General features: G+C 67.2%; 13 protein-coding genes. 7 read left to right on the top strand and 6 right to left on the bottom strand.

The window, feature by feature from the left end:
- Positions 1–36: 36 nt before the first annotated feature.
- Entirely contained in the window at positions 37–1,731 is a 1,695-nt protein-coding gene (ilvD, locus tag AC1RL8_RS00850; RefSeq protein ID WP_062482642.1) for a dihydroxy-acid dehydratase, read from the top strand.
- Between the two features lie 7 nt (positions 1,732–1,738).
- Here ilvD and AC1RL8_RS00845 read toward each other — a convergent pair whose 3' ends face one another.
- Both AC1RL8_RS00845 and AC1RL8_RS00840 read right to left on the bottom strand, forming a co-directional pair.
- Positions 1,739–2,557 carry a DUF3592 domain-containing protein gene (locus AC1RL8_RS00845; protein WP_492685536.1) on the bottom strand — a complete coding sequence of 273 codons (819 nt, stop codon included), beginning with the start codon at positions 2,555–2,557 and terminating at the stop codon, positions 1,739–1,741.
- Positions 2,558–2,603: 46 nt separating this feature from the next.
- Positions 2,604–2,861: a TIGR04438 family Trp-rich protein gene (locus AC1RL8_RS00840; RefSeq protein WP_062482640.1), complete on the bottom strand. Its 258-nt coding sequence runs from the start codon at positions 2,859–2,861 to the stop codon at positions 2,604–2,606.
- Between the two features lie 107 nt (positions 2,862–2,968).
- Here AC1RL8_RS00840 and AC1RL8_RS00835 point away from each other — a divergent pair, with 107 nt between their 5' ends.
- Positions 2,969–3,274 (top strand): c-type cytochrome, encoded by a 306-nt coding sequence (locus tag AC1RL8_RS00835; protein WP_492685535.1) that lies wholly within the window; start codon positions 2,969–2,971, stop codon positions 3,272–3,274.
- 36 nt (positions 3,275–3,310) lie between these two features.
- On the opposite strand, the gene AC1RL8_RS00830 is transcribed toward AC1RL8_RS00835, so the two are convergent.
- Together AC1RL8_RS00830 and acs are read right to left on the bottom strand one after the other, a co-directional pair.
- Positions 3,311–3,811, bottom strand: a complete 501-nt coding sequence (locus AC1RL8_RS00830; protein ID WP_062482638.1) for a hypothetical protein — start codon at positions 3,809–3,811, stop codon at positions 3,311–3,313.
- Between the two features lie 198 nt (positions 3,812–4,009).
- Complete coding sequence (acs, locus tag AC1RL8_RS00825; RefSeq protein WP_159271966.1) at positions 4,010–6,007, bottom strand: acetate--CoA ligase; 1,998 nt, start codon at positions 6,005–6,007, stop codon at positions 4,010–4,012.
- A 151-nt stretch (positions 6,008–6,158) separates the two neighbouring features.
- Between acs and AC1RL8_RS00820 the strand changes: the two genes are divergently transcribed.
- Positions 6,159–6,794, top strand: coding sequence for a YqhA family protein (locus AC1RL8_RS00820; RefSeq protein WP_062475803.1), 636 nt, complete (start codon positions 6,159–6,161; stop codon positions 6,792–6,794).
- On the opposite strand, the gene AC1RL8_RS00815 is transcribed toward AC1RL8_RS00820, so the two are convergent.
- Positions 6,791–7,702, bottom strand: a complete 912-nt coding sequence (locus tag AC1RL8_RS00815) for a LysR family transcriptional regulator (protein ID WP_095947779.1) — start codon at positions 7,700–7,702, stop codon at positions 6,791–6,793. The two genes, AC1RL8_RS00820 and AC1RL8_RS00815, sit on opposite strands and share 4 nt — an antisense overlap.
- A 107-nt stretch (positions 7,703–7,809) precedes the next feature.
- Between AC1RL8_RS00815 and AC1RL8_RS00810 the strand changes: the two genes are divergently transcribed.
- On the top strand, positions 7,810–8,427 hold the full coding sequence (locus AC1RL8_RS00810; protein ID WP_492685534.1) for an NAD(P)-dependent oxidoreductase: 618 nt from the start codon (positions 7,810–7,812) through the stop codon (positions 8,425–8,427).
- Positions 8,428–8,492: 65 nt separating this feature from the next.
- Here the strand turns inward: AC1RL8_RS00810 and fumC are convergent, their stop codons facing one another.
- Positions 8,493–9,890, bottom strand: a complete 1,398-nt coding sequence (gene fumC / locus AC1RL8_RS00805; RefSeq protein ID WP_492685532.1) for a class II fumarate hydratase — start codon at positions 9,888–9,890, stop codon at positions 8,493–8,495.
- A gap of 557 nt (positions 9,891–10,447) precedes the next feature.
- On the opposite strand from fumC, the gene proV reads away from it, so the two are divergent.
- From proV to proX, 3 genes are read left to right on the top strand one after another with little or no spacing between them, the layout of a single operon-like run.
- Complete coding sequence (gene proV, locus AC1RL8_RS00800; protein ID WP_062475815.1) at positions 10,448–11,701, top strand: glycine betaine/L-proline ABC transporter ATP-binding protein ProV; 1,254 nt, start codon at positions 10,448–10,450, stop codon at positions 11,699–11,701.
- Between the two features lie 21 nt (positions 11,702–11,722).
- Positions 11,723–12,910 (top strand): glycine betaine/L-proline ABC transporter permease ProW, encoded by a 1,188-nt coding sequence (gene proW, locus AC1RL8_RS00795; protein WP_139703721.1) that lies wholly within the window; start codon positions 11,723–11,725, stop codon positions 12,908–12,910.
- Positions 12,911–12,932: 22 nt separating this feature from the next.
- Positions 12,933–13,943 carry a glycine betaine/L-proline ABC transporter substrate-binding protein ProX gene (gene proX, locus AC1RL8_RS00790; protein WP_492685531.1) on the top strand — a complete coding sequence of 337 codons (1,011 nt, stop codon included), beginning with the start codon at positions 12,933–12,935 and terminating at the stop codon, positions 13,941–13,943.
- Positions 13,944–14,003 lie beyond the last annotated feature (60 nt).

Raw genomic sequence — 14,003 nt, 5'->3', positions numbered from 1 at the left:
CTCCCCTCACGATCTCCCCACGACAGAAGAGACACCATGGACACCAAGACCATCCAGATCAACCGCCGCAGCGCGAACATCACCGAAGGCAAGAGCCGCGCCCCCAACCGCTCGATGTTCTACGCCATGGGCTACGAGGAAGGCGACTTCAAGAAGCCGATGGTCGGCGTCGCCAACGGCCACAGCACCATCACGCCCTGCAACTCGGGCCTGCAGAAGCTGGCCGACGCGGCCATCGCGGGCATCGAGGAAGCCGGCGGCAACGCGCAGGTGTTCGGCACCCCCACCATCTCCGACGGCATGGCGATGGGCACCGAAGGCATGAAGTACTCGCTGGTGAGCCGCGAGGTCATCTCCGACTGCATCGAGACCTGCGTCGGCGGCCAGTGGATGGACGGCGTGCTGGTGGTCGGCGGCTGCGACAAGAACATGCCCGGCGGCCTCATGGGCATGCTGCGCGCCAACGTGCCCGCCATCTACGTCTACGGCGGCACCATCCTGCCGGGCCGCTACAAGGGCCAGGACCTGAACATCGTCAGCGTGTTCGAGGCCGTGGGCCAGAACGCCGCGGGCAACATGAGCGACGAAGACCTGCACGAGATCGAAAAGCGCGCCATTCCCGGCACCGGCTCGTGCGGCGGCATGTACACGGCCAACACGATGTCGAGCGCGTTCGAGGCGCTGGGCATCTCGCTGCCCTACTCGTCGACCATGGCGAACCCGCACGACGAGAAGGCCAACTCGGCCAAGGAATCGGCCAAGGTGCTGATCGAGGCGATCAAGAAAGACCTGAAGCCGCGCGACATCGTGACCAAGAAGGCCATCGAGAACGCGGTGGCGGTCATCATGGCCACCGGCGGCTCGACCAACGCGGTGCTGCACTTCCTGGCCATCGCTCACGCCGCTGGCGTGGAGTGGTCCATCGACGACTTCGAGCGCATGCGCAAGAAGGTCCCTGTGATCTGCGACCTGAAGCCCTCGGGCAAGTACCTCGCGGTCGACCTGCACCAGGCCGGCGGCATTCCGCAGGTCATGAAGGTGCTGCTCAAGGCCGGCCTGCTGCACGGCGACTGCATCACCATCAGCGGCCAGACCATCGCCGAAGTGCTCAAGGACGTGCCCGACGTGCCGCGCGCCGACCAGGACGTGATCCGCCCGATCGACAACCCGATGTACGAAGAAGGCCACCTGGCCATCCTGAAGGGCAACCTGTCGCCCGAAGGCGCAGTCGCCAAGATCACCGGCCTGAAGAACCCGGTCATCACCGGCCCGGCGCGCGTGTTCGACGACGAGCAGTCGGCGCTGCAGGCCATCCTGGCCGGCAAGATCGTCGCCGGCGACGTGATGGTGCTGCGCTACCTCGGCCCCAAGGGCGGCCCGGGCATGCCGGAAATGCTGGCCCCCACGGGCGCGCTGATCGGCGCGGGCCTGGGCGAAAGCGTCGGCCTCATCACCGACGGCCGCTTCTCGGGCGGCACCTGGGGCATGGTGGTCGGCCACGTTGCGCCCGAAGCGGCGGCGGGCGGCACCATCGCGTTCGTGAACGAAGGCGACTCGATCACCATCGACGCGCACGAACTGAAGCTCGAACTCAACGTGCCCGAAGCCGAACTCGCCAAGCGCCGCGAAGGCTGGACGCCGCCGGCCCCGCGCTACACGCGCGGCGTGCAGGCCAAGTTCGCGTTCAACGCCTCGAGCGCGAGCTCGGGCGCGGTGCTCGACAAGTTCTGAAGCGGCATCAGCCCATCATCCAAGCGCCGTAGCCGAAGGCAGCAAAGCCCAGGCCGACGATCGCGAAGATGGCCCGGGCTTCGAAATCCATCGCCGGGGGAAAGCTCTGCACGACGAAGTGCAGCAGCGCCCCCGCGCCGATGGTGAGAAAACCCGCACCGAACTGCTTCATCGCACTGTCGTCGGGATAGAGAAACACCAGCGCGAAGCCGGCCAGGAACACCACGTTCGCCAGCACCGTGCCGCGCGTGCGCCATTTCTTCTGTGTGGGCGTCGCCTCGCGCACCGGCGCCGGCCGGCCCCTGCGGCCTTCCTTGAGCGCCATGCCGGCGAAAAACAGGCCGAACATCGTCGGAAAGCCGCCGAAGAGGCCGAGCCCCCAGACGATGCCCCACATGTTCTGGAAATCGGCCACCAGTGCCTGGGCCGGATCGGCGGTGCTGTAGCGCACCTCGACCGCATCGCCCCATTCCTTGTCCGACAGGCTGCCGCCCAGCCCCTTGACGCGGCGTTTCTGCCCGTCGGCTGCGGTGTATTCGACGAGGGGCGCGCGCGTGGTGGTGACGTAGCCTTTGCTGTCCTTGCTGCGCTCTTCCACGAACTCGACCAGGCTGCCCTGCGTGCTGGCCGTGCCCGCGATCGACTGGTAGCGCTGCCAGCCCACCGTGACCGCGCCGTACAGGCCGGCGCAGCCGATCAGCAAGGCGCCAATGCCTGCGCCCCAGAAGAAGGTCTTGAAACGCCCGACCAGCGCGCCGACAGCCGGCCCGACCAGCAGCGACAGCCCGAAGACGAGCAAGGCGTGGGTGGCGGCTTCGTCGTCCATGGCGCGCGTCCTGTCGGCATGCGGCGCGGGTGACGGAGCCGCGGGGTCAGCGGCGCGGGCGCTGCTGCCCGTTGCTGGTGCGAAGGCCCATGTTGGTCTTCTGGCGGTCGATGCGCGCCTGCTTGCGCCGCTCTTCGCGCTCGATGACCTTGCGCTTGGTATAGCCCGACGAATCGGCCCAGGCCCACCAGGCCAGCGCCAGCGCGAACGGGCTCAGCACGATCCACCAGCTCCAGCCGGCGACCATTCCCACTTCGAAATATTTGAGGGCTACACCGAGCAGGCCCAAGAGCAGAAACCACATCGCGAATACCCTCCGAGTTGGTCGGTATCGCCGCCGGTGCGTGTGCACCGCGCTACCTACAATCGCGTTGGATCGAATGTAACTCAGCCCTTACGAAAACAGTCCCCATGAAAAGAACGATGTTGATGGCAGCCCTGGGCCTCGGCCTCGCGGCGCCCGCCTTTGCCGACCTGGCCCTCGCCACGTCGAAGAACTGCATGAGCTGCCACGCGGTCGAACGCAAGGTGCTCGGGCCGTCGTTCAAGGACATCGCGGCCAAGTACAAGGACGACAAGGGCGCGGCCAGCTCGCTGGCCACCAAGATCATCAAGGGCGGCTCGGGCGTGTGGGGCCCGGTGCCGATGCCGGCCAACAACCAGGTCAGCGAAGCCGATGCGAAGAAGCTCGCGGCCTGGGTGTTGTCGACGAAGTAATCGGCAGCAAAACGAAGCGCGCAGCGGCGCGCCCGCTCAGATGCTCGGGTTGATGTCGCTCGGCACCGGACGGCGTTCGATGCGGTCCTCGAGCTGCCCGATGTGCGCCGCCACCGTGTTGTCGGTCTGGTCCGAACGCAGCTTGACCGCGCTTTCCAGCTGATCCATGCGCGCCAGCAGCGCGGTGTGCCGGTCGGCGTTGTGCGACATGTGCTGCTTCTCCTGCGCTTCCAGGAAGTTGCGCAGCTCGGTGAAGCGCGAGGCCTCGGCCTTGTCGGCGAGGTCGCGCTGGGTCTGCATTTCCTTCGTGTGGCGCTTGGTCTCCAGCAGCACCGAGCTGTGCAGGTACAGCACGTACACGAGGAAGAAGGCCGCGAGCACGGCCGTGAGCCCCAGCATGATCAGCCCCAGCGGCGCCGACACGCTCATGAAGCCCAGCCACACGTCGGTGGGTGCCGACAACGTGCCCCAGTTCAGCGCGGCAAGCCCCGCGATGAGCAGCACGATGACAAAAAGAAAAGCGGATCTCACGCCCATGTGGCGCCTCCTTGCAAACAACCGATCACGATGACAAAGACCGCGCGCCTGTCAGGGCACGCGGTGACAACATCGGTTTTACCTCAGCCAGGAGGCCGCTTTGGTGCACATGGCCGCACAAACGGCCATGTCCTACACCTCGATACAGCAGGTTCGTGACAACTGTTCCGGAATGGCCGGATTCGGCCAACCCAGGGTTCAGTTCGTCTCGGACAGCTGATCGAGGATCGCCGGGTTCTCCAGCGTCGAGGTGTCCTGCGTGATCGCCTCGCCCTTCGCGATGCTGCGCAGCAGGCGCCGCATGATCTTGCCGCTGCGCGTCTTGGGCAGGTTGTCGCCGAAGCGGATGTCCTTGGGCTTGGCGATGGGGCCGATTTCCTTGGCGACCCACGCGCGCAGCTCGTTGGCGATCTGCTTGGCTTCCTCGCCGGTCGGGCGCGCGCGCTTGAGCACCACGAAGGCGCACACGGCCTCGCCCGTCACGTCGTCGGGGCGGCCCACCACCGCGGCTTCGGCCACGAGGTCGGTCTTTGACACCAGCGCCGATTCGATTTCCATCGTGCCCAGGCGGTGGCCCGACACGTTGAGCACGTCGTCGATGCGGCCCGTGATGCGGAAGTAGCCGCGGTCGGCACTGCGCACCGCGCCGTCGCCGGCCAGGTAGATCGTGCCGCCCATTTCCTCGGGGAAATAGCTCTTCTTGAAGCGCTCGGGGTCGTTCCAGATGGTGCGGATCATCGAGGGCCACGGGCGCTTGATGACCAGCATGCCGCCCGCGCCGTTGGGCAGGTCCTTGCCCGTCTCGTCGACGATCGCAGCCATGATGCCCGGCAGCGGCAAGGTGCACGAGCCCGGCACCAGCGGCGTGGCGCCCGGCAGCGGCGTGATGACGTGGCCGCCGGTCTCGGTCTGCCAGAAGGTGTCGACGATCGGGCAGCGCTCGCCGCCGATGTTCCGGTGGTACCACATCCACGCTTCGGGATTGATCGGCTCGCCGACCGAACCGAGGATGCGCAGGCTGGTCAGGTCCCAGTTCTTCGGGTGCACTTTTTCGTCGCCTTCGGCCGCCTTGATGAGCGAGCGGATCGCGGTGGGCGCGGTGTAGAAGATCGAGACCTTGTGCTTCTGGATCATTTCCCAGAAGCGCCCCGCATGCGGGAAGGTCGGGATGCCTTCGAACACCACCTGCGTGGCGCCGGCCGCGAGCGGGCCGTAGGCAACGTAGGTGTGGCCGGTGATCCAGCCGATGTCTGCGGTGCACCAGAACAGGTCTTCGGGACGGATGTCGAAGGTCCAGTCCATCGTGAGCTTGGCCCACAGCAGGTAGCCGCCGGTGGCGTGCTGCACGCCCTTGGGCTTGCCGGTGGAGCCCGAGGTGTAGAGGATGAACAGCGGGTGCTCGGCATTGACCGGCACGGGCGCGCACTCGGTGCTCTGCCCGGCCAGCGCTTCGGTGAAGGTCTTGTCGCGGCCCTCGACGCGGTTCCACGCGGTGGGCGTGCGCTCGTACACGAGCACGGTCTTGAGCGTGTCGCAGCCGCCCAGCGCGATGCCGTCGTCCACGATGGCCTTCAGCGGCAGCTCCTTGCCGCCGCGCAGCTGGTAATTGGCGGTGATGACGGCCACGGCGCCCGCGTCGATGATGCGTTCCTGCAGCGCCTTGGCCGAGAAGCCGCCGAACACCACGCTGTGGGTGGCGCCGATGCGCGCGCAGGCCTGCATGGCGACCACGCCCTCGATGGTCATCGGCATGTAGATGATGACGCGGTCGCCCTTGCGGATGCCCTGCGCCTTGAGCGCGTTGGCGAACTGGCTCACGCGGGCCAGCAGTTCCTTGTAGGTGACGCGGGTGACGGCGCCGTCGTCGGCTTCGAAGACGATGGCGGTCTTGTTCTCGACGGGGGTGCCGATGTGCTTGTCCAGGCAGTTGGCGCTGGCGTTGAGTTCACCGTCGCCGAACCATTCGTAGAACGGCGCCTTCGATTCGTCCAGGGTGCGGGTGAAGGGCTTGGTCCACTGGAGGTTGTCCTTGGCCAGGCGGGTCCAGAAGCCTTCGAAGTCCTGTTCGGCTTCCTTGCACAGCGCCTCGTAGGCGGCCATGCCGGCAATGCGGGCGCCTTCGGTGGCGCGGGCGTCGGGCGGGAACACGCGGTTCTCGACCAGGACGGATTCAATGTTCTTCGATGCGCTGCTCATGCTCTTGTCTCCTGATTGAATGCGGCCGTAATGTCGGGGCACGCACTTACGGGCCACTGACGGGGTCGATGTTAGTTCGCAGGGTTATCACGAGTGCGTCACTGGGAGACCTCTAGAATCGCCCGACTTTTTACATCTGTCTTCTTACTTCATGTCCGCCCCCGATCCTTTCGACGCCCGGAACGCGCCCGTACCAGCACGCAGTTCCCCGCTGAAGCCACTGCCCCGGCTCATCTTCGCGAGCCGCTGGCTGCAGCTGCCGCTGTACCTGGGGCTGATCGTGGCGCAGGGGGTGTACGTGGTGCACTTCCTGGTCGAGCTGCTGCACCTGGTCGAAGCCGCCTTCGGCAACAAGGACGCGCTGCAGGCCCTGATCGCGAGCATCGGCTACAAGACCACCGCACCGGTCGGCGCGCTCAACGAGACGGTGATCATGCTGGTGGTGCTGGCGCTGATCGACGTGGTGATGATCTCCAACCTGCTGATCATGGTGATCGTGGGCGGCTACGAGACCTTCGTGAGCCGCATGGACCTCGAAGGCCACCAGGACCAGCCCGAGTGGCTGAGCCACGTGAACGCCTCGGTGCTCAAGGTGAAGCTGGCCACCGCCATCATCGGCATCAGCTCGATCCACCTGCTCAAGACCTTCATCAACGCGGACAACTACACCGACAAGGTGCTGATCGCGCAGACCGTGATCCACATCGCGTTCCTGTTCTCGGCCATGGCCATCGCCTACACCGACAAGCTGATGAACGAGGCGGCCGCCGCCAACGCCCACCACTAGGAAGGCGTGTCCCAGGCCGGCACTTCGGTGAAGCGCTCGGCCAGGAAATCGAGCAAGGTGCGCAGCGCAGACGGCATGTGCTTGCGTGAGGCGTACACCGCATACACCCCCAGCACCTGCGGCTCGTGATCGGGAAAGAGCGACACCAGCTCGCCCGATTGCAACAACCCCGACGTCAGATAGGTGGGCAGCATCGCGATGCCCGCCCCGGCCCGCGCCAGCGCCATCAGGCTGGCCGCGTCGTTGGTCGAGAGGTTGCCGGCCACGGCCACCGAGACCGGCAGGCCGTCGGCCTTGCGCGTGAAGTTCCACAGGCTGCGGCCGAAATACGAATGCGTGAGGCAGTTGCGCTGCGCCAGCTCTTCCACGCGCTGCGGCTGGCCGTGCGCCTTCAGGTAATCGGGTGTCGCGCAGACCACCGAGCGGCACACCGAGAGCCGGCGTGCGATGAGGTTCGGATCGATCTCGGACGACACGCGGATCGCAAGGTCGATGCGCTCGTCGACCAGGTTCACCGCGCGGTCGAGCAGCACCAGGTCGACCGCCACGCCCGGATAGCGCCGCACGTAGTCGGCCACCGCGCCGGCCAGCTGCGCCTGCGCGAACGAGGTGCTGGCGGTGATGCGCAACTGCCCGCTCGGCGCCTCGGCCGGGTGGCGCACCGCCGCCTGCATGTCGCCCGCGAGTTCGAGCACCTGGCGGCAGCGCGGCAGCAGCTCCTCGCCCGCCGCCGTGAGACTGAGGCGCCGCGTCGTGCGGTGCAGCAGGCGCGCGCCGGTCCATTGCTCCAGTTCGGCCACGTAGCGCGTGACCACCGGGCGCGACAGGTCGAGCTTGTCGGCCGCGGCTGAGAGGCTGCCCGCGTCCACCACGGTCACGAACACCCGCATTGCGTTCAATCGGTCCATTCGAACGATTTTAGGAATAAAGAAGCGCGGAATTCGAGGTATTTCTTTCGAAACCAGAAACCTAAGATGCGGTTCATCCCCTTCCCAACTTTTGACTGGAGTCCCTCATGAGCCACATCGCCATCCTCGGCGCCACCGGACGTGCCGGCGGCCGCCTTCTCGAAGAAGCGCTGCGCCGCGGCCACACCGTGACGGCCATTGCCCGCCATGCCAGCGCAAAGCTGGCCGGCCGTGCCAACGTCAAGACCGTCGATGTCGACGCGCTCGACGCCGCCGCCCTCGAAAAGGCCGTGGCCGGGCATGACGCCGTGTTCAGCGCCGCGCATTTCGCCACCGTGCCGCCCGCGGCCGTCATCGAGCCTGTGAAGCGCGCGGGCGTGAAGCGCCTGCTGGTGGTCGGCGGCGCCGGCAGCCTGTTCGCAGCGCCCGGCCTGAAGGTGATCGACACGCCGAACTTCCCCGATGCCTACCGCGCCGAAGCCACGGCCGGCGGCGTGTTCCTGGACGCGCTGCGCAACGAGAAGGACCTCGACTGGACCTTCCTGTCGCCCTCGGCCGAATTCGTCGAAGGCGAGCGCACCGGCAAGTTCCGCCTCGGCAAGGACGACCTGCTCGTGAGCGCCGAGGGCCGCAGCTGGATCTCCTTCGAGGACTACGCGATCGCGTTCATCGACGAACTCGAGAAGCCCGCACACTCGCGCCAGCGCTACACGATCGGCTACTGATCGATCGGCCGGCAACGAAAAAGGACCCTCGCGGGTCCTTTTTTCATTGGGGGTTGCGGAGCGGATCAGCGACCGGTCATGTTCTCCGGCACCACCCACTGGTCGAACTGCTCGGCCGTCAGGTGCCCCGACGCAATCGCCGCCTCACGCAGGCTCGTGCCTTCCTTGTGCGCCTTCTTCGCAATGTAGGCCGACTTGTCGTAGCCGATGTGCGTGTTCAGCGCCGTCACCAGCATCAGCGAGCGCTGCACCAGCTCCGTGATGCGTTCGCGGTTCGGCTCGATGCCCACGGCGCAGTGGTCGTTGAAGCTCACCATGCCGTCGGCCAGCAGGCGCACGCTCTGCAGGAAGTTGTGCGCCACCATCGGGCGGAACACGTTCAGCTCGAAGTTGCCCGAGGCGCCGCCGATGTTGATGGCGACATCGTTGCCGAACACCTGCGCGGCCAGCATCGTCACGGCCTCGCTCTGGGTCGGATTGACCTTGCCCGGCATGATCGACGAGCCGGGTTCGTTCTCGGGAATGCTCAGCTCGCCGATGCCGCTGCGCGGGCCGCTCGCGAGCCAGCGCACGTCATTGGCGATCTTGTTCATGCTGGCGGCGAGCGTCTTGAGCGCGCCGTGGGCATGCACCAGCGCGTCGACACTGGCCATGGCTTCGAACTTGTTCGGCGCGGTCACGAACGGCAGGTTCGTGAGCTTCGCGAGTTCGGCCGCGACCTGCTCCGCATAGCCCTTGGGTGCATTGAGCCCGGTGCCGACGGCCGTGCCGCCCAGCGCCAGTTCGCACAGGTGCGGCAGCGCGGCGCGCACGTGCGCCTCGCCGTGCGCCAGCTGCGCCACGTAGCCCGAGAACTCCTGGCCCAGCGTGAGCGGCGTGGCGTCCTGCAGGTGGGTGCGGCCGATCTTCACGATGTCGGCGAAGTCCTCGGCCTTCTTCGCCAGCGTGCCGCGCAGCTTGGCGATGGCGGGCAGCAGCTTGTGCGTGATGGCTTCCACGGCTGCCACGTGCATGGCGGTGGGGAACACGTCGTTGCTCGACTGGCTGCGGTTCACGTCGTCGTTCGGGTGCACTAGGCGCCCTTCCCCGCGCTCGCCGCCGAGCAGCTCGCTGGCGCGGTTGGCCAGCACCTCGTTGACGTTCATGTTGCTCTGCGTGCCCGAGCCGGTCTGCCAGACCACCAGCGGGAACTCGCCCGGGTGCTTGCCGGCGATAACCTCGTCAGCCGCGGCCACGATGGCGTTCGTCTTCGTCTCGTCCTGCAGGCCCAGCGCGTGGTTGACCACGGCCGATGCGCGTTTGACCTGGGCCAGCGCCTTGATGATCTCGCGCGGCTGCTGCTCGCCGGAGATGTCGAAGTTCTGTAGCGAGCGCTGCGTCTGTGCGCCCCACAGCTTGTCGGCCGGCACGTCGATCGGGCCGAAGGTGTCGCGCTCGGCACGGGTCTTGGGAGAAGTCGTCATGAGAAAATGGCTCCACAGTCTTGGATGGTTGCGCCCGCTCACCGGGCGCGGTGCCGAGTATGGTCTCAATAAGAATGGCTCGCATCTGACGAGGCCTTTCGCCCGGGTCCCACAGACACGATACGCCCGTGGGTTGACTCGCGTCATGCCAAAAAGTTATAATTAGCGGCTTCCGACGACCAACAAGTCATGTTGGTCACCCTTGCACTACTCGCGGATCAGCGAATCCCGTCGCGGTGCAAGGCCCTTCACGCCGGGCCCAGCCCGGCAAACCGGCCGGATCTTTTTTCCGGCCCCATTGCCACGTCACGCTCATCCAGGCGGCGCCCCTCGACCAGGCCCGTTGTCTGCGAATGAAGCATCCGGCGGGCACTGGCTTCGTCGCCAAGTCGTCTTCAGTGCCTGTCGGCAGCCCTCGGGGCTCGCCGGGCCATTGCATGCGCATGCGCAATCTTCATGCGCGCTGTCGGGCAGCTCCCTCATCGGGCTGATGGCGTGGCCGTTGCCGCCCTCCGGGGCGGTGCTGTGTCCACCCTTCACTCAAGGAGCCCCGGCATATGGCCAAAGGAATTCTCATCGACCATGTCTTCAAGGTGTTCGGCGACTCGCCCGAACAAGCCCTCGAGCTGGTCCGCCAAGGTTTTTCCAAGAAGGAAATCCTGGCGAAGACCGGCCAGTCGATCGGCGTGTTCGATGCCACCTTCGAGATCCAGGCCGGCGAGATCTTTGTGATCATGGGCCTGTCGGGCTCGGGCAAGTCGACGCTGGTGCGCCTGCTGAACCGGCTCATCGAGCCGACCGCCGGGCGCATCGTGATCGACGGCGCCGACATCAACGAGCACTCCGACAGCAAGCTGCGCGCGCTGCGCCGCAAGGACATCAGCATGGTGTTCCAGTCGTTCGCGCTCATGCCGCACATGACGGTGCGCGAGAACACCGCCTTCGGCCTGGAGCTGTCGGGCACGCGCAAGAAAGACCGCCTCGCACAGGCCGACCTCGCGCTCGCGCAGGTGGGCCTTTCGGGCTGGGGCGACAGCTACCCCGACGAGCTCTCGGGCGGCATGCAGCAGCGCGTGGGCCTGGCGCGCGCGCTGGCGTCCGACCCGTCGATCCTGCTGATGGACGAGGCCTTCTCTGCGCTCGACCCGATCATCCGCACCGAGATGCAGTCGGAGCTGCTGCGGCTGCAGCAGGTGCAGCGCCGCACCATCGTCTTCATCTCGCACGACCTGGACGAAGCCATGCGCATCGGCGACCGCATCGCGATCATGAAGGACGGCCACGTGATCCAGGTCGGCACGCCCGACGAGATCCTGCGCACCCCGGCCGACGACTACGTGCGCAGCTTCGTGCGCGGCGTGGACGCGGCGGCGGTGTTCAAGGCGGCCGACATCGCGCGCAAGTCGCTCACCGTGGTGTGCGAGCACCCCGAGCGCGGCGCGCGCGCGGCGCTCAAGCTGCTCGAAGACCAGGACCGCGACTTCGCCTACGTGACCAGCCCGACCAAGCGCTTCCTGGGCGTGGTCTCGGCCGACACGCTGCGCGGTGCGCTCGACGGGCATTCGGGCCCGCTCGGCTTGCAGCACGCCTTCCTCGAGGACCTGCCGCGCATCGACGCCGAAGCCCCCGTGGCCGGCCTGATCGGCCAGCTCGCGCAGGCGCCGTGCGCACTGCCGGTGGTGGCCGGCGACGGCCGCTTCTGCGGCGCGATCAGCAAGACGACGCTGCTGCGCTTCCTCGACCGCGACACGCCGCCGATCGAACCCGTCTCGCCGCATGCCGCGCCCGCACTCGCCGCCGAGCCGCACTGAATTCACGAAGGACCTTGAACGATGAACGACACCACATTGCCTTCCGACCTGAACGCGCCCCTGCTGGACACCCCCGTCCTGGACACGCCTGCCGCGCCCCCTGTTGCCCTCGACCCGTGGGAAGCGATCTCCGCCGCGCCTGACACCTCGGCCGCCAGCGCCTGGCTCGATGCCCCGGCGAACACCGCGCACGCCCTTGCCGGCCAAGCCGACACCGCCACCAACGGCTTCGCGCTGCACCGCCTGTGGGACGGCTCGCTGCCCGTCGAGGCCTGGATCAACCAGGGCCTCGGCTGGGTGGTGGAGCACTTCCGCCCCTTCTTCCAGACCGTGCGCCTGCCCATCGACAGCACGCTCAACTCGGTGCAAGGCCTGCTCACCGCCCTGCCTGCGCTGCCGATGATCGCGCTCATCGGCCTGCTCGCCTGGCAGTTCGCCGGCCGCGCGCTGGCCATCGGCACCGTCGTGTCGCTGATGCTGGTGACCGTGCTGGGCATCTGGCCCGAAGCCATGGTCACGCTGTCGCTGGTGCTGACCTCGCTGGTGTTCTGCATGGTCATCGGCCTGCCGCTGGGCGTGCTGCTGGCCAGCAGCGACCGGGCCCAGCGCGTGATGCGCCCGGTGCTCGACGCCATGCAGACCACGCCGGCCTTCGTCTACTTGGTGCCGGTGGTGATGCTGTTCGGCATCGGCAACGTGCCGGGCGTGATCGTGACCATCGTCTTCGCGCTCGCCCCGCTGGTGCGCCTGACCAACCTCGGCCTGCGCCAGGTGCGACCCGACCTCATCGAGGCCGCGCGCGCCTACGGCGCCTCGCCCTGGCAGATGCTCGTGAAGGTGAAGCTGCCACTGGCCATGCCCTCGATCATGGCGGGCATCAACCAGGCGCTGATGCTGTCGCTGTCGATGGTGGTGATCGCCTCGATGATCGCCGTGGGCGGCCTGGGCCAGATGGTGTTGCGCGGCATCGGCCGGCTCGACATGGGCCTGGCCACCGTCGGCGGCCTGGGCATCGTGCTGCTGGCGATCACGCTGGACCGCCTGACGCAGGCCATGGGCAAGTCGCGCCGCAGCGCCGGCCACCGCTGGTGGCACACCGGCCCGGCCGGCTTCGCGCTGCGCACGCTGCAGCGCCTCGTTGGCACGCCCTCGCGCGGCGAGCAGCACGCCAACGACGCCGTGCCCGCCCTTTCCACGCAAGCGCACTGACCGCCCCACAGGACATCCACGCATGAAGACCACCCGCCTCTTCCTTGCCCGCGGCCTCCTGGCGCTGGGCCTTATCGCCTTCGGTGCGACCGCACAGGCCGCCAACGACCTGCCCGGCCAGGGCGTCACCGTTCAGCCGCTGAAAAGCTCGCTCGCCGAGGAAGCCTTCCAGACGCTGCTGGTGATGCGCGCGCTCGAAAAGCTCGGCTACAAGGTCGAGCCGATGAAAGACCTGGAGCCCGCCACCGAGCACCTGGCCATTGCCAATGGCGACGCCACCTTCATGGCCAACCACTGGAGCCTGCTGCATGCCGACTTCTACAAGAACAGCGGCGGCGACGCCAGGCTATGGCGCCAAGGCACGTACTCCGACGGCGCGGTGCAGGGCTACCTGATCGACCGCAAGACCGCCGAGCAATACAACATCACCAACCTCGCGCAGCTGAAAGACCCCGCCATCGCCAAGCTGTTCGATGCCGACGGCGACGGCAAGGCCGACCTCACCGGCTGCAACCCCGGCTGGGGCTGCGAACTGGCCATCGAGAACCACCTGAACGCCTACCAGCTGCGCGACAGCGTGACCCACAAGCAGGGCAGCTACGCGGCGCTCATGGCCGACACCATCGCGCGCTTCAAGCAGGACAAGCCGATCCTCTACTACACCTGGACGCCCTACTGGGTCAGCGCCGTGCTGCGCCCGGGCGCCGACGTGGTCTGGCTGCAGGTGCCCTTCTCGCCCGCACAGGCCGGCGCGCAGGTCGACACCCGGTTGCCCAACGGCCGCAACTACGGCTTCCTGGCCAACGAGCAGCGCATCGTCGCCAACCGGGCCTTCATCGAGAAGAACCCCGCCGCCGGCCGCCTGTTCGAGGTGATGAAGCTGCCGATCGGCGACATCAACGCGCAGAACCTGCGCATGAGCGAAGGTGCGAACAGCATGCAGGACGTGACGCGCCACACCGACGGGTGGATTCGGGTGCACCAGGCGACGTTCGATGGGTGGATTGCGCAGGCGCGCGCCGCCGCCCGGTAACACGGCCTCCCCCCCGCGCCGGCGCCCTTTCGCCCGGCGCCGGCCTGCGGTATTGGTGGC

Source organism: Variovorax sp. GW822-FHT04E09 (assembly GCF_058800845.1).
The sequence above is the reverse complement of the archived record's forward strand: the minus strand, read 5'-3'. Positions and strand labels throughout refer to the sequence as shown.

Excerpts from the sequence above, each read along its gene's own strand:
- ilvD (WP_062482642.1), top strand. The coding sequence starts at position 37 with ATGGACACCAAGACCATCCAGATCAACCGCCGCAGCGCGAACATCACC.
- AC1RL8_RS00845 (WP_492685536.1), bottom strand. The coding sequence starts at position 2,557 with ATGGACGACGAAGCCGCCACCCACGCCTTGCTCGTCTTCGGGCTGTCG.
- AC1RL8_RS00840 (WP_062482640.1), bottom strand. The coding sequence starts at position 2,861 with ATGTGGTTTCTGCTCTTGGGCCTGCTCGGTGTAGCCCTCAAATATTTC.
- AC1RL8_RS00835 (WP_492685535.1), top strand. The coding sequence starts at position 2,969 with ATGAAAAGAACGATGTTGATGGCAGCCCTGGGCCTCGGCCTCGCGGCG.
- AC1RL8_RS00830 (WP_062482638.1), bottom strand. The coding sequence starts at position 3,811 with ATGGGCGTGAGATCCGCTTTTCTTTTTGTCATCGTGCTGCTCATCGCG.
- acs (WP_159271966.1), bottom strand. The coding sequence starts at position 6,007 with ATGAGCAGCGCATCGAAGAACATTGAATCCGTCCTGGTCGAGAACCGC.
- AC1RL8_RS00820 (WP_062475803.1), top strand. The coding sequence starts at position 6,159 with ATGTCCGCCCCCGATCCTTTCGACGCCCGGAACGCGCCCGTACCAGCA.
- AC1RL8_RS00815 (WP_095947779.1), bottom strand. The coding sequence starts at position 7,702 with ATGGACCGATTGAACGCAATGCGGGTGTTCGTGACCGTGGTGGACGCG.
- AC1RL8_RS00810 (WP_492685534.1), top strand. The coding sequence starts at position 7,810 with ATGAGCCACATCGCCATCCTCGGCGCCACCGGACGTGCCGGCGGCCGC.
- fumC (WP_492685532.1), bottom strand. The coding sequence starts at position 9,890 with ATGACGACTTCTCCCAAGACCCGTGCCGAGCGCGACACCTTCGGCCCG.
- proV (WP_062475815.1), top strand. The coding sequence starts at position 10,448 with ATGGCCAAAGGAATTCTCATCGACCATGTCTTCAAGGTGTTCGGCGAC.
- proW (WP_139703721.1), top strand. The coding sequence starts at position 11,723 with ATGAACGACACCACATTGCCTTCCGACCTGAACGCGCCCCTGCTGGAC.
- proX (WP_492685531.1), top strand. The coding sequence starts at position 12,933 with ATGAAGACCACCCGCCTCTTCCTTGCCCGCGGCCTCCTGGCGCTGGGC.